A 21,301-nucleotide genomic window follows, 5' to 3' on the forward strand; every position below is an offset into this window, starting at 1 on the left:
GGTGGCGGTGGCGACCCTGCACGCAGCCGAGCACGATCTGCGCCACCACGGGGACGCCGAGGTCCGCCAGCCCGGGCTGGTGGACCTGGCCGTCAATGTACGCACCGGCACCCCGCCGCAGTGGCTGCGCTCGGCGCTGGCCGACACCATGGGCGAGCTCGCCGCCTACCCGGAACAGAGCGCGGCCCGGGCGGCGGTGGCGGCCCGGCACCGCCGCCCCGAGTCGGAGGTGCTGCTCACCTCCGGTGCGGCGGAGGCCTTCGTGCTGCTGGCCCGCACCGTCCGGCCCCGGCACGCCGTGGTGGTGCACCCGCAGTTCACCGAGCCGGAGGCGGCGCTGCGGGACGCCGGGGTCGACGTGCACCGGGTGCTGCTGCGGTCCGAGGACGGCTTCCGGCTCACCGCCGGCACGGTGCCGGAGGGCGCCGACCTGGTGGTGATCGGCAACCCCACCAACCCCACCTCGGTGCTCCACCCGGCCGCCGCCTTGGCCGAACTCGCCCGGCCCGAACGGACGTTGGTGGTGGACGAGGCATTCATGGACACCGTGCCCGGGGAGACCGAGTCGCTCGCCGAGCTGCGCGAACTCCCGGGCCGGGTCGTGGTGTTGCGCAGCCTCACCAAGACCTGGGGCTGGCCGGCCTGCGGATCGGCTACGTCCTCGGCCCGGCCGGGCTGATCGCCGAGCTGGCGGCCGCCCAGCCGCTCTGGCCGGTCTCCACCCCCGCCCTGCGGGCCGCCGAACTGTGCAGCGGCGAGCGGGCGTTGACGGAGGCCGAGGCAGCCGCCGCCGAGCTGGCCGAGCATCGGACCTATCTGCTGGCGCAGTTGGGCCGGTTCCCCCAGATCCGAGTGCACGGCACCCCGGCCGCGTCCTTCCTGCTGATCGAACTGCCGGGCGCCGCCGACGTCCGGGAACGGCTGCGCACGGCCGGCTACGCGGTGCGGCGCGGCGACACCTTCCCCGGCCTCGGCACCGGCTGGCTGCGCCTGGCGGTGCGCGACCGGGCCACCACCGACGGGTTCATCGCGACGCTCGGCCAGGTGCTGCGCGCGGCAGTCAACTGACCAGGCGCACCTGGTCGCCGGCCCGGATCCGACCGGCGGCCAGCACCTGGGCGTAGACGCCCGCACACGGGAACTCGGCCATGCCCGGCAGCGGGACCAGCCGGTTGTGGCGGGCCGGGATGCGCAGCGCGTCCGGGTAGGGGTCGAGATGGCCGTGCCGCAGCGTCGGGACGGCGCAGCGCGGAGTAGGGGCGATGATCTCCAACTCAAGCTGACCTATCGTCAACTTCTTTCCGAGCCAGTCGTTTTCGACGAAACCCGGATCACCGGGCGTCTCGATCACCAGGTTGGGGCGGTAGCGGGGGGCGGCGGTGCCGACCCGCTCCAGGGTGGCGGTGCTGACCAGGTGGAGCGGGGCGAAGTCGAAGAAGGTGCCGGCCCGCAGGCGGCTGACATCATGGGCGACCTCGGCCAGCGGCCCGGCGGACAGCACCTCCTCGGGGCGGGCCCGGTCGATGGTGGCGTCCTGCGGCGGCGTGCCGGTCAGCAGCACCTCGCGGCCGAGCAGCGCGGAGAGCTCGGCGGCGACGCTGCCGACCACCGCCGAACGCAGCGCCCGCGCCGCCTGCCCGGTGAGCAACTCGCGCCAGAGCCGGGGCTGCTTGGCGCTGACCACCTTGCCGGTGGCCACATCGACCAGTGCGAACCGCCGGTCCCCCGCCACCCCGCGCTCGGTCACCTCCGCCGTCCGCAACCGCTCCCCCGGCATCGACTTCACCGGATACCGCCACAGTTCCCGTACCACCCCGACGATCATCCGGGCAGCCTACGCCGACCGGGGCCCCGGGGCACCCGAGTACCCCCGGGGGTCGAGCACCCGTCAGCCCGCCGCCGCCAGGAGGGAGTCGGCCAGCTGGGTGCGCTGGTAGAGGACGGAGCGGCCCAGGCGCTGGGAGGCGACGATGCCGGCGGCGCGCAGGGCGGTGAGGTGCTGGGAGACGCCGCCGGCGGACATGCCGGTGCGGTGCGAGAGTTCGGTGGTGGAGGCGGGGGCGGCGAGTTCGGCCAGCAGCAGCGCGCGGGAGCGGCCCAGCACGGCGGCGACCGCCTCCGGCACCTGCGCGGGCCCCTGCTCCCAGAGCAGGGCGACGCCCCGGCTCGGGTAGCAGAGCTGCACCACCTCGCTCGGCCGGTTGACCATCATCGTGGTGGTGGGCCCGACGAACGCCGACGGCACCAGCAGCAGCCCGCGCCCGGCCAGGCTCCCGGAGGTGCCGCAGCAGGACAGCGGCAGCGTCAGCTTCTCCCCGCACCACTCCACGCTGGAGTGCAGCCCGCGCAGCACCCCCGCCGACCCCTCGGCCGCGAACCGGCGCGACTGGTGCAGCACATCGCCCTCCAGCACGGTGCGCAGCCGCGTCCAGTGCGGGGCCAGCGCGGCCTGCCAGTAGCCGCGCACCTCGTCGAGCAGTTGCGGCAGGACGGCCACCGGGTCCTGGTGGAAGGCGCGCACCCGGGGCGTCCAGACGGCGAGCCGCTCCAGGTCGGCGCGGACCCGCTCTGGGGTCGTCCGGGCCACCACCGCCAGCTCGGCCTCCAGCGCCTGCTCGGGCTGGGCGCTCGGGGTGGCGGTGCCGGGCGGCGGGTTGAGGAAGTCGGGCAGGTAGCCGTGCACCGGGATCAGGTCGGCCAGCAGGCCGGTGCCCAGCCCGGCGGCGGCCAGCTCGGTCCTGGCCTGCGCGGCCCAGCGGCGGTGCAGCGGGCTGACGGTGCGCCGGGTCAGCAGCCGATGGCTGGTCACCACCTCCCAGAGCGGCGAGAAGGCCAGCCGGGTGTGGGCCAGATCACGGGCCGAGAAGGCGAGTTCCAGCACGTGTCCCCCGTGGATTCGGCTGTGGCTGAATGAATGGTGCAACGGTAGCGCCAGGCCGACGATTCCCGCATGACCTCAACTCTCACTCCCCGCCCCACCAGCACCATTTCGACGGCCAGCACCGTTTCGACGCCCGGCACCGCCTCGACGTCCAGCGCCGTTTCGACGGCCAGCACCGTTTCGACGCCCAGCGCCCCCGCCGTCCACGCGCTCCGCGCCCGGTTCGCCGGCTTCGGCGGCCCGTTCTGGGTGGTGATCAGCGGCACCGCCGTCAACCGGATCGGCAACATGGTGCTGCCGTTCCTGGTCTTCTACCTGGGGTCCCGACATATCGCCACCGACCGGATCCCGTTCGTCCTGGGCGCGTTGGGCGCCGGCGGGCTCTGCGGTCCGGTGCTCGGCGGTCTGCTGACCGACCGGTTCGGCAGCCGGGTCGCGATGGTGTCCGGCATGCTGGCCACCGCCGCCAGCCAGGGCCTGCTGTTCGTGGCGCCCGACCTGGCCACCCTGGTGCTGGCCACCCTGGCGCTGGGCGCGGGCGGCACCCTGCACATGCCGGGGGCCGGCGCGGTGGTGGCCGGCGCGGCGCAGGGTGAGCGGCGCCGGGTGGCGTTCGGGCTGTTCCACTGGTCGATCAACGTCGGCACCGCGGTGGCCGGGGCGATCGGCGGCTTCCTGGCCGAGCACGGCTACGGCTTGCTGTTCGCGCTGGACGCCGCGACCTGCCTGGCGTACGCGCTGCTGGTCGCCACCCGGCTGCCCCGCGGTACCAAGCGGTCGGGGCAGCAGGCCCGCGGCGGTTACGGCGTGGTGCTGCGGGACCGGCTGCTGCTGGCCCTGCTGGCGCCGGTGGTGATGGGCGAGGCGATCTACGGGCTCACCGAGTTCAGCCTGCCGCTGGCGATCCGCGACCACGGCCTGCCGCCCACCGTCTTCGGCCTGGCCGCGGTGGTGAACGCGGCTCTGGTGGTGGCCCTGCAGCCGATCGCCTCGGTCTGGCTGACCCGGTTCGATCGCGGCCGGCTGTGGGCGGTGGCCTGCGCCTTGATCGCGCTCGGGGTGGCGCTGACCGGAGTGGCGAGCAACGCCTGGGAGTTCGCGCTGACCGTGGTGGTGTGGAGCCTGGGCGAGGTCGCCGGCAGCGGCCTCTACGCCTCGATGGTGGCCGACCTGGCTCCCGAGGACGCGGTGGGCCGCTACCAGGGCGCGGCGGGCTGGGGGCGCGGCCTGGCCCGCTTCGGGTCGCTGCTGCTCGGCTCGGCCGCCTACGCGGTGCTGGGTGCGGCCGTGCTGTGGTGGACGGCGCTGGCGGTGGGGCTGGCGGGCGCGGGGCTGGCACTGCTGGTGGGCGCGAAGGTCCGGGCCCGCACCAGCTGACCGGCGGCAACGCAACGGCCGCCCGTCCCCCCAAGGGACGGGCGGCCGAAGCTCGTTCAGCGCGGCGGGATCAGACCTGGCCGGCCTTCTCCAGCGCCGTGCAGCAGGTGTTGACCAGCAGGCGGGTCACCACGTACGGGTCGATGTTGGCGTTCGGGCGACGGTCCTCGATGTAGCCCTTCTTCTCCACCTCGACCTGCCACGGGATGCGGACCGAGGCACCGCGGTCCGAGACGCCGTAGGAGTAGACGTTCCACGGGGCGGTCTCGTGCTTGCCGGTCAGGCGGGACTGGATGTCGTCACCGTACTGGTTGACGTGCTCCATGACCTTCTCCTGCGACTCGCCGAGCGACTCGCAGGCGGTGATGATCGCGTCGTAGCCCTCGCGCATCGCCTTGGTGGAGAAGTTGGTGTGGGCACCCGCGCCGTTCCAGTCGCCACGGGCCGGCTTGGCGTCCAGGGTGGCGTCGATGCCGAACTCCTCGGCGGTGCGGTAGAGCAGGTAGCGGGCGACCCACAGGTCGTCGGAGACCTCCAGCGGGCCGACCGGGCCGATCTGGAACTCCCACTGGCCGGGCATGACCTCGGCGTTGATGCCGCAGATGGCCAGGCCGGCCGCGAGGCAGCGGTCCAGGTGCAGCTCGACGATCTCGCGGCCGAAGACCTCCTCGGCGCCGACGCCGCAGTAGTAGCCGCCCTGCGGGGCCGGGAAGCCGCCTTCCGGGAAGCCGAGCGGGCGGGAGCCCTTGAAGAAGGTGTACTCCTGCTCGATGCCGAAGATCGACTCCTGGGCGGCGAACTGCTCGGCGATCGGGCGCAGCAGGGCGCGGTTGTTCGACGGGTGGGGGGTGCCGTCGATCTCCATGACCTCGCACAGCACCAGGATGTGCTCACCACCGCGGATCGGGTCCGGGTAGACCTTGACCGGCTGCAGCACCCGGTCCGAGGCGTGGCCCTCGGCCTGGTTGGTCGACGAGCCGTCGAAGCCCCAGGTCGGCACGTTGTCGGCGGACTTCAGGACCCGGGTCTTGGAGCGGAGCTTGGCGGTGGGCTTGGTGCCGTCGATCCAGATGTACTCGGCCTTGATAGCCACGGGTTACCTCACGTACTCGGTGGTGGGTGCCCCCGTAATCTCGCAAACCGCCGTTTCCCGGGTGTTCCTCTTATGTAACCGGCATGTGAACCAACCGTCCGAGTCCACACCCTCACGCTACGCAAGCGGAACCGCAGGTGCGGATTGCGGGCGTCGCACCCCCACCGGGCAACAGCTGCCCGGCGTTCAGCTCAGCGGCACGATCTCGGGGGCGCCGAGCCGTACCGCGTCCGCCGTCAGGTCGTCCGGCTGGTGCTGCGCCTCGCGCTCGGCCTCGACCCGCTTGAGGTAGTGGTCGACCTCGCGCTCGATCTGCTCCGGGCCCCAGCCGAGCGGGGCGGCCATCAGCTCGGCGACCATGCGCGCGGAGTCCACGCCGCGGTCCCAGGTCTCGATCGAGATCCGGGTGCGCCGGGCCAGCACGTCGTCCAGGTGCCGGGCACCCTCGTGCGTGACCGCGTAGACGGCCTCGACCCGCAGGTAGTCGTCGGCGCTCGGCAGCGGCTCGCCGAGCGAGCGGTCCTCGGCGACCATCGCGAGCAGCTCGTACACGAGCGAGCCGTACCGGCGCAGCAGGTGCTCGATCCGGGCGACGTGCAGGCCGGACTGCTCGGCGAGGGTGTGCCGGGCGTTCCAGATCGCGTGGTAGCCGTCGGCGCCGATCAGCGGGACGTCCTGCGTGGTGCTCGGCGGGACCTTCTCGTCCAGGTTGCGCACCGCCTCGTCCACCGCGTCCTCGGCCATCACCCGGTACGTCGTGAACTTGCCGCCCGCGACCACGACCAGACCGGGGACGGGGTGCGCGACCAGGTGCTCGCGGGAGAGCTTGCTGGTCTCGGCGGCCTCGCCGGCCAGCAGCGGCCGCAGCCCCGCGTAGACGCCCTCGACGTCCTCCGGCGTGAGCGGGGTGACCAGCACCTTGTTGACGTGTTCCAGCAGGTAGCCGATGTCGCTGGAGCTGACGGCCGGGTGGGCCTTGTCCAGGTCCCACGCGGTGTCGGTGGTGCCGACGATCCAGTGCCGGCCCCACGGGATGACGAAGAGCACGCTCTTCTCGGTGCGCAGGATCAGCCCGGTGCGGGAGTTGATCCGGTCGCGCGGCACCAGCAGGTGGACGCCCTTGGAGGCCCGGACGTGGAACTGGCCGCGGGTGCCGGCCATGCTCTGCGTGTCGTCGGTCCATACGCCGGTGGAGTTGATCACCTGCTTCGCCCGGACCTCGAACTCCTGCCCGCTCTCCAGGTCCCGGACCACCGCGCCGACGACCCGCTCGCCCTGCCTCAGGAACCTGGCGACCCGGCTGCGGTTGGCCGCCAGCGCGCCGTAGCAGGCCGCCGTACGCACGATGTCGACGGTGATCCGGGCGTCGTCCACCTGCGCGTCCCAGTACTGGACGGCGCCGACCAGGGCGTCCGAGCGCAGCGCCGGCGCCTCGCGCAGCGCCTGCCGCTTCAGCAGGTGCCGGTGGTGCGGCAGGCCGCGCGCGGTGCCGGAGGTGATCCCCATCGTGTCGTAGAGCAGCACGCCGGCGCCGACGTACGGTCGCTCCCAGATCCGGTGGGCCAGCGGGTAGAGGAACGGCACCGGGCGGACCAGGTGCGGGGCGAGCCGCTGGATCAGCAGGCCGCGCTCCTTGAGAGCCTCGGCGACCAGGCGGAAGTCGAGCATCTCCAGGTAGCGCAGGCCGCCGTGGATCAGCTTGCTGGAGCGGCTGGAGGTGCCGGACGCCCAGTCGCGGGCCTCTACGAGTCCGACGCTCAGGCCCCGGGTGACCGCGTCGAGGGCCGAGCCCGCGCCGACCACGCCACCCCCGACCACCAGCACGTCGAGCTCGCGCCCAGCCATCCGGGTGAGCGCCTCGGCCCGGGCCTGCGGGGAAAGCGGCACTGGCTTCGCCATGGCCTAGCCCTTCCTTCTCTCGTTGAGGTGCTGCTTGCTCTCGTTGAGGTGCTGCTCGGCGTACTACTTGACGTCGACCCAGTCGAGGGTGCGCTGCACGGCCTTCTGCCACCCCGCGTACCCCTCGGCCCGCCGCTCCTCGGTCCACGAGGGCTCCCAGCGTTTCGACTCCTGCCAGTGCAAGCGCAGTTCGTCCTCGTCCCGCCAGAAGCCGGTGGCCAGGCCGGCCGCGTACGCGGCGCCGAGCGCGGTGGTCTCGGCGACCACCGGACGGCTGACCGGGACGCCGAGCACGTCGGCCTGGGTCTGCATGCACAGGTCGTTGGCGGTCACCCCGCCGTCCACCTTGAGCACGTCGAGGTGGACGCCGGAGTCCTGCTCCATCGCCTCGACCACGTCCCTGCTCTGGTAGCAGATCGCCTCCAGCGTGGCCCGGGCCAGGTGCCCGTTCGTGTGGTACCGGGCCAGGCCGACGATCGCGCCGCGGGCGTCGGAGCGCCAGTAGGGCGCGAAGAGCCCGGAGAAGGCGGGCACGAAGTAGACGCCCTCGCTGTCGTCGACCGTGCGGGCGAGCCGCTCGACCTCCGGGGCACTGTCGATGATCTTCAGCTGGTCCCGCAGCCACTGGACGGCCGAGCCGGTGACCGCGATCGACCCCTCCAGCGCGTACACCGCCGGGCTGTCGCCGAACTGGTAGGCCACCGTGCTGAGCAGGCCGTGCCGTGAACGGACCAGCGTGGTACCGGTGTTGAGCACCAAGAAGTTGCCGGTGCCGTAGGTGTTCTTCGCCTCGCCGGGCGCGAAGCAGACCTGCCCGACGGTCGCCGCGTGCTGGTCACCGAGCACCCCCGTGATCGGTACGGCTGTGCGCAGCGGCCCCGAGGTGCGGGCGGTGCCGTACGCCCCGGCGTGCGAGGACGGGCTGATCACCGGCAGCATCGCGCGCGGAATGCCGAACAGCGCCAGCAGTTCGTCGTCCCAGTCCAGCGTCTCCAGGTTCATCAGCATGGTGCGGCTGGCGTTGGTCACGTCGGTCGCGTGGATCCCGCCGTCCGGGCCGCCGGTGAGGTTCCACAGCACCCAGCAGTCGGTGGTACCGAAGATCGCGTGGCCCTGCTCCGCGTCCGCCCGGACGCCCTCGACGTTCTCCAGGATCCATTTGATCTTGCCGCCGGAGAAGTACGTGGCCGGCGGCAGCCCGGCCTTGCGGCGGATCACCTCGCCGTGCCCGTCGCGCTCCAGCGCGGCCGCGATCGAGTCGGTGCGGGTGTCCTGCCAGACGATCGCGTTGTAGTACGGTCGGCCGGTGCGCCGGTCCCAGACGACCGTCGTCTCACGCTGGTTGGTGATCCCGATCGCCACCAGGTCGGCCGGCGACAGGCCGCCCTGCCGGAAGGCGTTCTGCATCACCGAGTCGGTCCGCTCCCAGATCTCCACCGGGTCGTGCTCCACCCAACCGGGGCGGGGCAGGATCTGGGTGTGCTCCAACTGGTGCATCGCCACCTGGTTGCCGGCGTGGTCGAAGATCATGAATCGCGAGCTCGTGGTCCCCTGGTCCACCGCTCCGACGAACTCTGGCATGGCTGCCGCCTCTGCTTCTGTGCTTCCGTCTGTGCTTCCGCTTCCGGTTTCGCGTCCGCCGGGTGGGGCTGGCACTGCCGGCCGGTACGAGTACGACTCAGTCGATCGGCTTGATCGGCTCGATCGGGGCCCGGCCGGGCTCTGCGGGCCCCTCGGCCCCGAGATGGGGAGTGACCAGGTAGCGGTACGCGACACCGCCGACCAGACAGCCGATCAGCGGGCCGACGATCGGTACCCAGAAGTACAGATGGCCGTACTGGTCCCGCCAGGCATGCGAGTATCCGGTGAGGTAACTGGCCAGGCGCGGTCCGAAGTCGCGGGCCGGGTTGATCGCGTAGCCCGCGTCGGTGCCCCAGGCCATGCCGATCCCCACCACGATGAGGCCGACGATGAACGGGCCCATGTTCGCTTCGGGCGGCGTGTTGAGCACGTCGGTCACCGCGAGCACCAGGAAGACCAGGATGGCGGTGCCGATGATCTGGTCGCGCAGCGCACCCCAGTCGCTGACCGGAAGCGTGCCGTTGCCCGGGAGGGTGGAGAAGACGCCCTGGGTCTTGAGGGTGTGGCCGGGATCGACCTTGTTCAGCACCTCGGTGTAGTTCCAGCGCACCAGCAGCGCCGCGACGAACGCCCCGGCGATCTGTGCCAGCACGTACGGCAGCACCTTGCGCCACTCGAATCCCTTGAACACGGCGAGCGCGACGGTGACCGCCGGGTTGAGGTGGGCTCCGCTGATCCGAGCGGCCGTGTAGATGCCGAACGTGACACCGAGGCCCCAGGCCCAGGCGATGCTGTCGTGGTTGCCGATGCCGCCGGCGACCACCTGGGCCACCACGCCGACACCGAAGAGGATCAGGATCATCGTGCCGGCGAACTCCGCGCTGAGTTCGCCGAGCAGTCTTCGGGTGGAACTGTGCGTGGCTCTGCTCGCGCTCGGCGTCTTGCCCGTGTTCTCCGTCATGGAATCCGATTCCCGTCGACCGGGGTCACCCGTGAATGCTGTACGGGACCCAGCCTCTGCGAGAACCGGCACAGTGGCCTGCGGAGACGGCCGTTCGAGCCACAGACGCCGCTCGGGGTTGCAGGGATTGCTCGGCGTCGGTCAGACGGTGGCGGCCGTATCCGGCTCGGCAACCCGGACCCCACCCTCCACTGCCGCGCCCGCCAGACCGATCGCCACCGCACCGCACACTGGCTCTGGTTCAGTTCATAGGTATTGGCCTCGCCACGTACAGTGCATGGCGGACTGTGAAGATCGCGTGATCGTCCATTGTGGACGGTCGATCGGAACTACTCTGTGAGCCGCTGCTTGGAGGGGGCCGAGGTGGAACTGCTCGGGGCCGGTGATCCGCGACGGATCGGGCCGTATGCGTTGATGGGTCGTCTGGGGGCCGGCGGCATGGGGGCGGTGTACCTCGGCCGGTCGGCCGGCGGGCGCACCGTCGCAGTCAAGGTGGTGCGGACCGGGCTGTCGCAGGACCCTGGGTTCCGCGACCGGTTCCGCCGCGAAGTGCAGGCTGCCCGGCGGGTGTCGGGTGCGTTCACCGCCCCAGTGGTGGACGCCGATCCGGAGGCGGAGACGCCGTGGATGGCGACGGCGTTCGTGGTCGGCGTATCGCTGCACCAGACGGTGGCGCGGCACGGTCCGCTGCCCGAGGGGACAACACGGACCCTGGCCGCCGGGCTGGCCGAGGCGCTGGTCGAGGTGCACAGCGCCGGGTTGATCCACCGTGACCTGAAGCCTGCCAACGTGCTGCTGGCGCTGGACGGCCCGCACGTCATCGACTTCGGGATCTCGCAGGCGGCCGACGGCACGGCGCTGACCACGGGCGGGGCGGTGATCGGTTCGGCGCCGTACATGTCGCCCGAGCAAGCGCTCGGTCACGAACTCACGGCGGCCAGTGACGTGTTCTCGCTCGGCGCTACCCTGGCGTACGCGAGTTCGGGCCGAAACCTGTTCGGTGACGGTGCGTCTGCTGCGGTGCTGTTCCGCGTGGTGAACACCGCTCCGGACCTGACCGCGATACCGGGATCCCTGCGCGAGCTGGTCGCCTCGTGCCTGGCCAAGGATCCGGCGCACCGCCCGACGCCGCGTCAGGTCATCGAGTTCGTGTCGCGGGACGGCCGCACCGGCCCGACGGCGAACTGGCTGCCCCCGGCGGTAGCCGGCGACGTGGCGGCGCTGCGTTCGGTACTGACCTCGCTGCCCGAGCCGCCGGCCAACGACGGACTGACGGTCCCGCATCCCTCCGGGGACACCGTACGGCCCCCGCGGGTGCCTTGCCTGCCCGCGGCCCGCGTAGGCGGACGGTGCTGTTAGGCCTTGGAGGCGTGGTGCTGGCCGCGGCCGGGGCCGGGACCGCCGTCACCCTGTCGGCCGGTCGCGGCACGGCGGGCACGGGTGATGCCAAGAGCGGGTCCCAGGCGGTCCCGGGTCCTGTGGCCACCACGCGCCCGACCTGGTCGGACGTCCGCGAAGGGGTGCTGTCCTGGAAGGTGAGCCCGAGTCAGGCACAGGGCGACGGGCCGCGCCAAGTGCTTGCGGCCGGCGGTCTGGTGCTGGTCGTCTCGTTCCAGCATGTCCGGGCACTGGATTCCCAGGGAAACACCAAGTGGACGGTGCGGGCCGCCGACCACGGCGTGGGGTTCACGAGTACCGACGGGCCGCAGCAACTCGCAGCGGTCGACAACGGCGTGGTGTACGTCGGCGCCACCGCCTGGCCGCCGGTAGCCATCCCCATGCCGACCCCGGCGCCCGGCATGCAGAATGGCGGGCTCGTCCTGCTCGCCATCGACCTGGCCGACGGCACCGTGCGCTGGAGCGCCGTCTGCGACCAGCAGGGCCTCATGGGCGCGTACCGCATGATCGGCGTCATCGGGAACCGGGCCCAGCTGGTCGGCCTCGGCGACGGTCAGGTGCACCCCGGGCCGGTGGCGGTCGGTAGCAGCACCAATGTCTGGGCGGTGGATCTTTCCTCCCGGCAGGGCGCCTGGTTCCACGGCGACCCCGAGACGCTGGTCTACGAAGCGCTGCAGCAGGGCGGCGACCACTCGGTGGTTGCCAGCGGCGGCCACTGTCTGGCCCTGGATGCGAACGGCAAGGTCGTCTGGACGAAGAACCAGGCCGCGAGCGTGGTCGCCGCCATCGGCAAATACTTCCTGCTCGCCGACCAGAACGGCGCGCCCGTCGCGGTCGACCCGCTGACCGGCAACCAGGTCTGGTCGGCACCCGGCCCGCTGCGCCAGTCCATCTACAACGACGCGATCGCAGTGAGCCCTGACGGCAGCACCTTCTACGGACTCTGGAAGGACAAGGACAACGGGCAGTCGCTCGCCGCCGTCGACAGCGCGACCGGCCACGACCGCTGGCGCACGCCCCTGCCCGCGGACGCACCGGACACCAAGAACAGCTCCGGTGCCCGCCTCCTCCAGGCCGACGGGAACCTCTACTGGATGGCCGACGACGCGGTGGTGTGGGCCTTCGACCCCGCTGCCGGCAAGCCCCGCTGGCGGTTCTCCGGCTTCAAGGGCACCAATCCGGCCGCTCTCGGGTGGTCGGCCGGCGACAGCCGGCTCTGCATCGTCGACCCCAACGGCATGGCGGTCGCCGTGCTGCCGTCGAACGGAGTGTGACGTGAAACCGCTGGAGCCGGGGGACCCGCTGCGGCTGGGCCCCTACACGCTGCAGGGCCGGCTGGGCACGGGCGGCATGGGGGCGGTGTACCTCGGCCGGTCGGCCGGCGGGCGCACGGTCGCGGTGAAGCTGGTACGGCCCGACCTGGCCGGTGACAGTGGATTCCGGGCCCGGTTCCGGGCCGAGGTGTCGGCGGCGCGCGCGGCGTCCTCGGCTTTCACCGCACCGGTGGTGGACGCCGACCCGGACGGGCCGGTGCCGTGGCTGGCGACCGCCTTCGTCCCGGGTGTCTCGCTCCAGCAGGCACTGGACCGGTCAGGGCCACTGCCCGAGACGACACTGCGGGCGCTGACCGCGGGAGTCGCCGAGGAATTGAAGAACATTCACGCGGCCCGGCTGACGCACCGTGACCTGAAGCCCAGTAACGTGTTGCTCGCGCTGGACGGCCCGCACGTCATCGACTTCGGGATCGCCCGGGCTGCCGACGGCACCGCGCTCACCACGGCCGGGGTGGTCCTCGGCACGCCCGCGTTCATGTCGCCCGAACAGGCCCTGGACGAGGAGGTCGGCCCGCCCGCCGACGTGTTCGCGCTGGGCGCCACCGTCGCCTGCGCCGCGAGCGGTGCGAGCCCGTTCAGCGGCGGCACGGCGCTGGAGATCATGCAGCGCGTGGTGGACACGGAACCCGAACTGGGCAGCGTGCCGGCCAGTCTGCGGCTGCTGGTGGCGGCCTGCCTGGCGAAACGGCCGCAGGACAGGCCGACGCCGGCCGAGATCGTCGCGGCCGTCGAGCGATCGGGCGGCGCCGCCGCCTACGGCAACTGGCTGCCGCCGGTCCTGATCGCCGCCGTCGAGGAGGCCGCAGCGGTGATCGGCCCGCTGCCACTGCCTGCCCCCGACCTCATCACCTCCTCGACCGGTCTCACCGAGCCGCTCGCCGCAGCAGGCGGGCCACCGCCGGCCGGCCCGGGGGCCACGCTCGGCCCCACCGTCGATCTGCGCCCGGCAGCGGGCCGAACAGAGCCGCTCAGCCGGCGTCGGCTCCTGCTCGGCATCGGCGGCGGGCTGCTGCTGGCCGGGGCCGCAGGGTCGGCGGCCGCGCTGGTGCTGCGCCACGGTCCGACGACGGCGACCACTCCGTCCGCCGCTCCCGCTGCCACCGACCCGAGCCGGTCACTCGACACCAAGGTGACCGCCACCCCGATCTGGACGGTCCCCAGCGAGCCGCCGGCCCAGATCCTGACCACGAAGGACAAGGTCATCGCGGTCGGTGAGAAGCAGATCTGGGCATACGACCGTTCGGGCAAACGAGTCTGGGGGCCGATCGCCAACACCATCAACGACGCGAAGTTGGGAACGGGCGGTCTGTCGGCGCTGGTGACCGGTGACCTGCTGTTCACGGCGAGCCACCTGACCGACCACGCGCTCAGCGCCATCGCCCTGGACACCGGCAAGACAGCCTGGACCGTCGGCAAGCCCGGCCGGCCCGTCCAGGTGGCCTGGCTCCCGGGAGCCCTCAACGGCATCGTCTACGTCACCGGCAGTCTCGATGCTGCGATACCCACCTCCGGCTCGGGGACGTACACCCCGCCGTCCGACTTCCTCTGGGCGGTGGACCCGTCGACGCGTCAGATCCTCTGGGAGACCCCGCTCGGTTCCCAGTCCTGGCTCACCCGGCGGATCCTGGTGCCGTCCTCCGGCACCCGCCTGCTACTGACCAGCTCCAACACCGACCGGACCGCCCCCAAGCTGACCGACATCGACACCACCGGGGGCGGCAGGAGCAACTGGACGCAGAACGCCCCGGGCGCCAGCACCATCGCCGACATGTCCGACTTCCTCGTCCCCTTCAACGATGGACCGCACTGCTCGGCCAACGGCCTCTTCCTCTACGCCTCGGACCACCTCTACGCGGTCGATCCGGCGAGCGGGAACCTGGTCTGGCACACGCGTCAGCAGACCATGTTCACCTCCGTGGTCGCGGCCCCGGACGGCAAGACCGCCTACGCGGCCTGCACGGACGGCAAAGGCAACACCCAGGTCCACGCCGTCGACACCAGCAACGGAGAGATCCGGTGGGCCGGTTCGGTCCCCGTGTCGCTGCTCGCGCCGATCGCCGCCCTGCAGTACGCGGACGGCACCCTCTATCTGTGGGTGAGCGGCAAACTGTGGGCACTCGATCCCGCTACCGGAAACGGCCGCTGGACCTACGAGTTCGGCGGTGCCGACCAGTACGCCGTGTCCATTCCGCTCGGCACCGGTGGCGGCCGGGTCTACGCGATGGGCGACAACGGCCTGGTGGCACTGAACGCGACCGGCAAAGCAGGCTGAGGCTCGTACGCATCGATCCGACAGAATTCACGGGCGGGAAGTCCGGGCCCTCTCGGCCTGCCGGCTGGGCCAGCTCTCCACGATCTACGGAAGACGCCAATCCACCGGCGCGGCCCCCTGGCCCACCAGCAGCTCGTTGGCCAACCACCAGCTGGTGATGGGCCGTCGGCCGATCAACGGCTGGCGGCCCATCGGCGTCATCAGCTGTGACAGTCTGCGTCAGTCGGGCCTTTCGAAGGCATGGGCGCAGGCTGTGCGCTGCGCATGCGATCACCAGTCCAGTACGAGGCGGCTGCTGACGGATCCTCCGTCACAAGATGGCTTGTCGCGGCACCGGGACCGGAGGCGCTCGTGACAGCGGACGAACGGCAGGCGGTTGCGTGGCCGGCAGCGAGGTGACCGCACGCGGAGGTCGCGAGCACTGCGATCGAGGCTCCTGCCAAGGCGATCACCCGGACCGCGGCTGAAGCATTCGCAGGCTGGAGTGACATCCGGATACCCCCTGCGGTTCAGGCGTAGACGTTGCCTTGGATCCCACCGTAGAGGCTGCTCACCGCAGAGGTGAAGGGCGGACTGTACATCGTCGACCCGTCGCTGGACTCGCCGCCCGTCAGCGAGCAGGGCATGCCCAGGGTGTAGTCGCTGGTATCCAGAGATCCAGCGATGCAGAAGGGTCCAACGGTCGCCACGAGGCGACTCCGGCCGCGTGGAATCGGACGCCGTACGGCTCAGTCCTCGTGGACCGCAGCCCGGCCGGACTCTGTGAACCGGCGACGGGCTCTGAACTGCGACGATTCCTAACCTCTGGCTGTCCGACAGGTGGCGTTCGGGACTTGCGCCGTGGCTGTCGTTGAAGCAGAGTTTCGGTCGTGATCATCCTGGGCTTCGCGTTCCCCCTTGTGTGCTGGGCATTGGCGGCCCGAACGGCCAGGGTGGGCTGGATCACCGCGACCGTGCTTGTGCTGTGCGCGGCGGCCGGGATCGCGCTGGCGGAGGAGTGGATTTTCGTCGGCGCGAAGGTCACGCTGCTGCTGGTGTTCGCGTTGGCGACCGTGGCGGTCCTCATCGCGGGCATCGTTGTCGAGGGGCGTCGCGTCGGAGTGCGCAAGCTGAGATCGTCCGGGGTTCGGGGCGTCCTCGGCCTGATCCTCTCGACCCTCTACTGCGTCATCGGCCTCGGCTACATCCTGCTGACCGCCTTCCTGCTCGTGGTCAACGGGCCGTTGGCCTCCACCCCTTCCAGTGCGGAGGTACTGCCCCTGCCCGCCGGGCTGGCCGTCACGGAAAACCGCGAGGGCTGCGACTCCGGTTCGCAGACGATCTGCTCGCGGGAAATCCAGGTGCGGAGCACGACAGGACTCCCTGATGACGCGGTGGTCCGACAGCTCCAAGACCACTTGACGCAGACGGGCTGGCAGTTGGCCCCGGACACCCCGGCCGGCAGCTGGAACGGCTGCCGCGCCGAAGGCTGGCTGCTCGACCGGCAGCAGGTGTGCGTCGACGTCCAGGACGGTCAGCGCGGGGTGTCCGTGCTCGTGGAGACCACCGATTCCTGGTAGACCCCGTCGGTCCCCTTCGAACCGGATCGGGCCGTTGCGGACGACCCGATCCGGCCTGCGGACGCCGGGCCGGCAGCCGACTCAGTAGCCGACGGTGAACCGGCGTTGGACGAAGCGAGGCAGCTCCGTCTCGTCCAGCAGGGCGACTGCGGCGTCCTCCGCCGAGATCCGGTTCAGGCCGCCGGCGTCCCGTACGGGCTGGTCGCCGCCGATGCGGAAGCGACCGGTGCGCTCGCCGGGGGCGATCTGCTCGGCGGGGCTGAAGTAGGTCCACAGCCGGTTCGATGTGCGCAGGACGTTCAGCGCTTCTCGGTGGCGGCGTACGGCTGCGGCGTACTGGCGGGGCAGGCCGGGCCTGGTCACGCTGGAGATCTACGGCCACCTGCGCGCCCAGACACTCTCGCCGGACAAGCTCTTCCAGGCCGAACTCGGCCATTTGGTGAGATCGTTGGGTCTCGACCCCAGTGCTCCGGTGTGACCTCGCGATCTCGCGCCGGTCGCTTCCCCGGTCCCGCCGGATCCCCGCACAACAGGTCCGAGCCAAAACCATCGTCGGCCGGCACCGCGGCGCCTGAGGTTGCGAAGGTCCGACCGGCTATGCCCGGGCGGCGTGACCACCCACCGGCGCTCAAGTCAGGCTTCCTGTTGGGCTACCGGAAGTGAGAATCTCACTTTGGGCCGGGCTTGGGCCCCCGCGCGGTGGTAGAAGCGGATGGCGTCGGTGTTCCAGTCGGGCGTCTGCCACTGTATTCGTGCGGCGCCGCGGGCTGCTGCCGCGTCCCTCACGGTGTTGAGCAGGGCGTGCCCCCAGCCCTCACCCCGGTGTGGTTCGGTGACGAACAGGCAGTCCAGATGGACGTGGTCGCTTGCCTGCCAGGTGGAGAACTCCCGGGAGTAGGTGGCGTAACCGATCAGTTCGCCTCCGTGGTCGACTACGAGGCACCAGGCTCTCGGGTCTGCCGAGAACAGCACGGGTTCCAGGCGGGTGGCGAGATCAGCGGGCACGGGGTCGGCGCGTTCGAAGGCTGCGTGGGCGGCGCACAGGCGGGCTATCGCCGGCAGGTCGGCCGCGGTGGCCGGACGGATCACGCCGCCCGGCCGTACGTCGTCCCTCAGCATGCGCAGGAGATGCCCGAGCGCGGGGCGGTCAGGTCGTCGACAGGGCGCTGCTCGGCACCGGTGGCGCAGTCGTAGGCGAAGCCCTCGCGTGCCCAGTACTCGAAGCCGCCGAGCATTTCCTTGACCTGGTAGCCGAGGCGGGCGAAGGCCAGCGCCGCGCGGGTCGCGCCGTTGCAGCCGGGGCCCCAGCAGTAGGTGACCACGGTCTGGACCGGGTCGATCAACTGCGGGGCCAGGTCGGCGATCTGTGCGGTGGGAATGTGGAGGGCGCCGGGGATGTGACCCTGGTCCCAGGCGACCCGGCTGCGGGTGTCGACCACCACGACGCCGGGTGCGCCGGATGCCAGATCGGCGTGGACGTCGGAGACATCCGCCTCGAAGGCGAGACGGGCGGCGTAGTGGGCGGCGGCCTCAGCCGGTGCAGCGGCGGGCACGCTCAGGACGGCGCTGGTGATCTCGGCGGAAGCGGTGGCAGACATGCGGGGTACCTCTTGTTCTTGCTGGTCGGAACGGGGTCCTGTGGGCCGTACCGGGTGTCCCCGGCTGGCGATGGCTCCATCCTCCGATCCCCGGGGCCGCCCCAACGAGTGGCGTAAACGCCTCAGGTCGTCAAGATTCCGCCAGCCGTTCCGCCAGCCGTACGGAGCAACCTCATGAGTAAGCGGGGACGTTGGTGAACGTCTTGCGGTAAGCCGTGGGCGTCGTACGCATCTGGCGGGTGAAGTGGTGCCGGTACGTCGCGGCGCTGTCGAAACCGACCGCGGCGGCAACCTCGTCCACGGTGCCCTCAGCGGACTCGAGCAGTGGCAGGCTGGCAGCCACCCGCTGGGCGATGACCCAGCGCATCGGGCTCACGCCGTTGCGGCGGGTGAAGTGCCTCAAGTACGAGCGTTCCGACATGCACGCGACCCGGGCCAGGGCGGGCACGGACAGCGGTGTGTGCAGATGGCTCAGCGCCCAGTTCATGCTCTTCGTGACGCCGTCGTCTTCGGGGCCGATCTCTCCCACCGCCGCCTCGATGTACTGGGCCTGCCCGCCCTCGCGGTGCGGCGCAACGACGAAGCGGCGCGCCACCGCGTTGGCGACGGCCGCACCGTGATCGGCCCGGACCAGGTAGAGGCACAGGTCGATGCCGGCCGCGCTGCCCGCGCTGGTGAGGACATCGCCGTTGTCGACGTACAGCACGTCGGGGTCGACCTCGATCCCGGGATGCCGTTCGGCAAGCGCACGGGCGTAGCGCCAGTGGGTGGTGGCGCGCCGCCCCTCCAGCAGGCCGGTCGCGGCCAGCGCGAACGCCCCCGAACAGATCGATACCAGGCGCGCCCCCTCGCATGGGCCCGCAGCAGCGCTTCCACCAGGGTGGGCGAGACCTCCGCCCCGGCCTCGGCCACCCCCGGCACGATTACCGTGTCCGCCGCGGCCAGCGCATCGAGCCCGTGCTCGGCGCGCAGCGTGAACCCGCCAACCGCCCGCAGATCCCGGCCGGGGTCCTCGGCGCATACCCTCAGCTCGTACCAGGGCAGGTCTCCCAACTCGGGCCGGGACAGGCCGAAAACCTCCACCACCACGCCCAGCTCGAACGGCGCCATTCCATCGAAGGCCAGTACAGCCACCACATGTGTCTTCGGCATGGCTGGACCCTAACCAACACCAAGATCCATCCGTCCCAGGCGCGGGCAGCAAGACGCCGTCCTGGCCTGCGGTACCCGGCGGTGGTCAGCGCCCGCCCAGGGCGGCGACCACCGTGACGAGGGCTGGCTGGTCCTGGAGACCGGCCGGCGGCTCGCCGGTACCGGCTGCCCGCGACCCAGGGGCGGCGAATCAGCGCCCCTGCCCGGCCCGCTGGTCCGGGACGGGCTTCATGCCCTTCCCACGCAACCCGGACCTGGCCGTGCCGCGAACCTGCAGCTCAGGGCCGATCCGATCTACGGGAGCCGCCAGTCCACCGGCTGCGCGCCCTGCTTGACCAGCAGGTCGTTCGCGCGGCTGAACGGACGGGAGCCGAAGAAGCCGTAGCTCGCCGACATCGGGCTCGGGTGCGCCGACTCCACCGCCGGCACCTGCCCCAGCAGCGGGCGCAGGTTGCGGGCGTCGCGGCCCCAGAGGATCGCCACCAGCGGGCCGCCCCGAGCCACCAGGGCGCGGATCGCCTGCTCGGTGACCTCTTCCCAGCCCTTGCCCCGGTGCGCCGCCGGCTTACCGGGCGCCGTCGTCAGCGCCCGGTTCAGCAGCAGCACGCCCTGCTGCGTCCACGGCGTCAGGTCCCCGTTGCCGGGCGGCGGGCAGCCGAGGTCCTCGCCCATCTCCCGGTAGATGTTGATCAGACTGCCGGGCAGCGGCCGCACCTCGGGCGCCACCGAGAAGCTCAGGCCCACCGCGTGACCGGAGAACGGGTGCGGGAGAGGGAGTTGTGGGTGCTTACGCGTGCTGGCGTGCGAATCCGGGGGCGAGCTGGTCGGCGGTGGTGTAACCGAGTGTGAGGCCAGCTGCGATGGCCAGGCCGATGGCCGCGGCTTGGCCGATGGTCAGCAGGCCGGGGGCGAGTTGGCCGTGGCTGAGGTAGAGCATGCCCTGGTAGATGGTGTAGCCGGGGGCGAGCGGTGCGATGCCCGCGACGGTGAGCAGCAGTGCCGGGGTGTTGGTGCGGTGTGCGAGGGCCTGGGTGCCGAGGCCGACGAGGGTGGCCGCGACCGCTGCGGCCAGGGGCGGCGGGAGGTGGTACTCCTGCCAGAGCACCAGGTAGACGGTCCAGGACAGGGCACCGGCCAGGCCCGCGGTGAGTAGGTTCCACCGGGTCGCCTGGAGGCAGAAGGCTAGGCAGACGCAGACCATCATCGCCGCCGGGGCCTCCAGGGCGAGTGCGGTCCAGCCGTGCAGGGGGAAGTCGCCCGGCTGGACCTGTGGGGCCCGCAGCCCGGAGCGCACCGCTGTGTAGAGGACCGCTCCCACTCCGGCGACGATCGCGGCGACGGTCATCGCCGCTTCCATGGCGCGTGCTGCGGCGGTGACCAGGTACCCGGCCATGGCGTCCTGCACTCCGCTGACGAAAGCCAGGCCCGGCAGCAGCATCGCGATGCCGCCCGCGACGACGAGCGGTGCCTGGGTGGTCGCGTCGGTGAGGAAGAGCGCCGTTGCGGTGGCGGTGGCCACGGCTCCTCCCAGGACCACCTGGTGGAATCCGGGCACGCGGCGGTGCGACAGGTACTGGTTGGCGCGATCGATGAAGGCGGCCACTACGGCGGCAGCGACGAACGCAGTCGGCCCGCCGCCCAGCATCACGGTGAAGAAGCCACCCAGGGCCGCCCAGGCCAGGGTGACCTGCCAGGCGGGGTGGGCCGGTCGGGCAGCCTCGATCTGCGCCAGGCGGGACCGCGCGCCGTGGACGTCCAGGGAGCCCCACCCGACCTGTTCGACGAAGTGGTGGACGGCATCGATGCGCGAGTAGTCGAGGGCAGTGGTGCGCACAACCCGGACCTCGGTCATGGGTACCGCTCGCGGCCCGCTGCGGTAGGACAGCGAGAGGGTGCCGGCGGTGACGTCCGCCGCACAGCCGTGCAGTCCCAGGGCAGCCGCCATCGCGGTCGTCGTCGCCACGACGTCGGCCGCCGGCGCGCCGCTGGCCAGCAGCAGTTCGCCGGTGCGCAGGGCGAGTAGCAGAAGTTCGCCGGCCTCCTCGTGCACCGGGGTGGTGCGGCGAACGAACTGGCGGACGGTCAGGGGCTCGTACATGGTGGTCATCGGGTCGTGTTCTCGTCGAGCAGCCGCTCGAGCGGCTGGAATCCGTTGTCGGCGCTCTGCCGGTCGCCGGTCACAAAATCGACTCACTG

The 21,301-nt window shown here is 71.6% G+C and carries 16 protein-coding genes and 2 pseudogenes; 6 read left to right on the forward strand and 12 right to left on the reverse strand.

The genetic code is table 11. From position 1 onward, the window contains the following. Positions 1-16 precede the first annotated feature (16 nt). Positions 17-1,068 (forward strand): annotated as a pseudogene (gene cobC / locus E6W39_RS13085) (Rv2231c family pyridoxal phosphate-dependent protein CobC). Here the strand turns inward: cobC and E6W39_RS13090 are convergent. Both E6W39_RS13090 and E6W39_RS13095 read right to left on the reverse strand, forming a co-directional pair. Further along, positions 1,061-1,825, reverse strand: coding sequence for an MOSC domain-containing protein (locus E6W39_RS13090; RefSeq protein WP_141633703.1), 765 nt, complete (start codon positions 1,823-1,825; stop codon positions 1,061-1,063). The pseudogene cobC and the gene E6W39_RS13090 sit on opposite strands and share 8 nt — an antisense overlap. Positions 1,826-1,888: 63 nt before the next feature. After that, on the reverse strand, positions 1,889-2,881 hold the full coding sequence (locus E6W39_RS13095) for an ArsR/SmtB family transcription factor (RefSeq protein WP_228718131.1): 993 nt from the start codon (positions 2,879-2,881) through the stop codon (positions 1,889-1,891). A gap of 69 nt (positions 2,882-2,950) precedes the next feature. Between E6W39_RS13095 and E6W39_RS13100 the strand changes: the two genes are divergently transcribed. Continuing rightward, positions 2,951-4,258 carry an MFS transporter gene (locus E6W39_RS13100; protein WP_141633704.1) on the forward strand — a complete coding sequence of 436 codons (1,308 nt, stop codon included), beginning with the start codon at positions 2,951-2,953 and terminating at the stop codon, positions 4,256-4,258. A gap of 70 nt (positions 4,259-4,328) precedes the next feature. Here the strand turns inward: E6W39_RS13100 and glnII are convergent, their stop codons facing one another. From glnII to E6W39_RS13120, 4 genes are all read right to left on the reverse strand, one after another. Next, entirely contained in the window at positions 4,329-5,351 is a 1,023-nt protein-coding gene (glnII, locus tag E6W39_RS13105; RefSeq protein WP_141633705.1) for a glutamine synthetase, read from the reverse strand. 186 nt (positions 5,352-5,537) lie between these two features. Beyond that, positions 5,538-7,250 carry a glycerol-3-phosphate dehydrogenase/oxidase gene (locus tag E6W39_RS13110; RefSeq protein ID WP_141633706.1) on the reverse strand — a complete coding sequence of 571 codons (1,713 nt, stop codon included), beginning with the start codon at positions 7,248-7,250 and terminating at the stop codon, positions 5,538-5,540. A gap of 63 nt (positions 7,251-7,313) precedes the next feature. Continuing rightward, the gene (gene glpK, locus E6W39_RS13115) at positions 7,314-8,831 is read right to left on the reverse strand and encodes a glycerol kinase GlpK (RefSeq protein ID WP_141633707.1); all 1,518 of its coding nucleotides are present in this window, start codon (positions 8,829-8,831) and stop codon (positions 7,314-7,316) included. 97 nt (positions 8,832-8,928) lie between these two features. Next, on the reverse strand, positions 8,929-9,792 hold the full coding sequence (locus E6W39_RS13120) for an MIP/aquaporin family protein (protein WP_141633708.1): 864 nt from the start codon (positions 9,790-9,792) through the stop codon (positions 8,929-8,931). 363 nt (positions 9,793-10,155) lie between these two features. Here E6W39_RS13120 and E6W39_RS13125 point away from each other — a divergent pair, with 363 nt between their 5' ends. From E6W39_RS13125 to E6W39_RS13140, 4 genes are all read left to right on the forward strand, one after another. Next, entirely contained in the window at positions 10,156-11,151 is a 996-nt protein-coding gene (locus E6W39_RS13125; RefSeq protein WP_323809015.1) for a serine/threonine-protein kinase, read from the forward strand. Between the two features lie 11 nt (positions 11,152-11,162). After that, positions 11,163-12,464: an outer membrane protein assembly factor BamB family protein gene (locus tag E6W39_RS13130; RefSeq protein ID WP_220140211.1), complete on the forward strand. Its 1,302-nt coding sequence runs from the start codon at positions 11,163-11,165 to the stop codon at positions 12,462-12,464. A gap of 1 nt (position 12,465) precedes the next feature. Then, a complete protein-coding gene (locus tag E6W39_RS13135) occupies positions 12,466-14,796 on the forward strand; it encodes a serine/threonine-protein kinase (RefSeq protein WP_141633710.1) in 2,331 nt (776 codons plus the stop codon). Between the two features lie 869 nt (positions 14,797-15,665). Continuing rightward, the gene (locus tag E6W39_RS13140; RefSeq protein WP_141633711.1) at positions 15,666-16,355 is read left to right on the forward strand and encodes a hypothetical protein; all 690 of its coding nucleotides are present in this window, start codon (positions 15,666-15,668) and stop codon (positions 16,353-16,355) included. A gap of 81 nt (positions 16,356-16,436) precedes the next feature. Here the strand turns inward: E6W39_RS13140 and E6W39_RS13145 are convergent, their stop codons facing one another. The 6 genes and pseudogenes from E6W39_RS13145 to E6W39_RS13175 all read right to left on the reverse strand — a co-directional run bounded on the left by E6W39_RS13145 (position 16,437) and on the right by E6W39_RS13175 (position 21,203). After that, the gene (locus E6W39_RS13145) at positions 16,437-16,718 is read right to left on the reverse strand and encodes an NAD(P)-dependent oxidoreductase (protein ID WP_228718132.1); all 282 of its coding nucleotides are present in this window, start codon (positions 16,716-16,718) and stop codon (positions 16,437-16,439) included. A gap of 270 nt (positions 16,719-16,988) precedes the next feature. Next, positions 16,989-17,474 carry a GNAT family N-acetyltransferase gene (locus tag E6W39_RS13155; protein WP_141633712.1) on the reverse strand — a complete coding sequence of 162 codons (486 nt, stop codon included), beginning with the start codon at positions 17,472-17,474 and terminating at the stop codon, positions 16,989-16,991. Next, entirely contained in the window at positions 17,468-17,953 is a 486-nt protein-coding gene (locus E6W39_RS13160) for a rhodanese-like domain-containing protein (RefSeq protein WP_141633713.1), read from the reverse strand. Before E6W39_RS13160 ends, E6W39_RS13155 begins: the two co-directional genes overlap by 7 nt. A gap of 172 nt (positions 17,954-18,125) precedes the next feature. Beyond that, positions 18,126-18,974, reverse strand: a complete 849-nt coding sequence (locus E6W39_RS13165; protein WP_323809016.1) for a helix-turn-helix domain-containing protein — start codon at positions 18,972-18,974, stop codon at positions 18,126-18,128. A gap of 425 nt (positions 18,975-19,399) precedes the next feature. Then, positions 19,400-19,873, reverse strand: a pseudogene (locus tag E6W39_RS13170) (uracil-DNA glycosylase); the annotation flags it as partial. 19 nt (positions 19,874-19,892) lie between these two features. After that, positions 19,893-21,203: a threonine/serine exporter family protein gene (locus tag E6W39_RS13175; RefSeq protein ID WP_181799253.1), complete on the reverse strand. Its 1,311-nt coding sequence runs from the start codon at positions 21,201-21,203 to the stop codon at positions 19,893-19,895. Between the last annotated feature and the right edge of the window lie 98 nt (positions 21,204-21,301).

Origin of the sequence: Kitasatospora acidiphila (assembly GCF_006636205.1) — a bacterium.
GTDB lineage: Bacteria > Actinomycetota > Actinomycetes > Streptomycetales > Streptomycetaceae > Kitasatospora > Kitasatospora acidiphila.

Excerpts from the sequence above, each read along its gene's own strand:
- E6W39_RS13090 (WP_141633703.1), bottom strand. The coding sequence starts at position 1,825 with ATGATCGTCGGGGTGGTACGGGAACTGTGGCGGTATCCGGTGAAGTCG.
- E6W39_RS13165 (WP_323809016.1), bottom strand. The coding sequence starts at position 18,974 with ATGCGCCGAGGACCCCGGCCGGGATCTGCGGGCGGTTGGCGGGTTCAC.
- E6W39_RS13100 (WP_141633704.1), top strand. The coding sequence starts at position 2,951 with ATGACCTCAACTCTCACTCCCCGCCCCACCAGCACCATTTCGACGGCC.
- glpK (WP_141633707.1), bottom strand. The coding sequence starts at position 8,831 with ATGCCAGAGTTCGTCGGAGCGGTGGACCAGGGGACCACGAGCTCGCGA.
- E6W39_RS13155 (WP_141633712.1), bottom strand. The coding sequence starts at position 17,474 with ATGCTGAGGGACGACGTACGGCCGGGCGGCGTGATCCGTCCGGCCACC.
- E6W39_RS13120 (WP_141633708.1), bottom strand. The coding sequence starts at position 9,792 with ATGACGGAGAACACGGGCAAGACGCCGAGCGCGAGCAGAGCCACGCAC.
- E6W39_RS13175 (WP_181799253.1), bottom strand. The coding sequence starts at position 21,203 with ATGTACGAGCCCCTGACCGTCCGCCAGTTCGTTCGCCGCACCACCCCG.
- E6W39_RS13110 (WP_141633706.1), bottom strand. The coding sequence starts at position 7,250 with ATGGCGAAGCCAGTGCCGCTTTCCCCGCAGGCCCGGGCCGAGGCGCTC.
- E6W39_RS13160 (WP_141633713.1), bottom strand. The coding sequence starts at position 17,953 with ATGTCTGCCACCGCTTCCGCCGAGATCACCAGCGCCGTCCTGAGCGTG.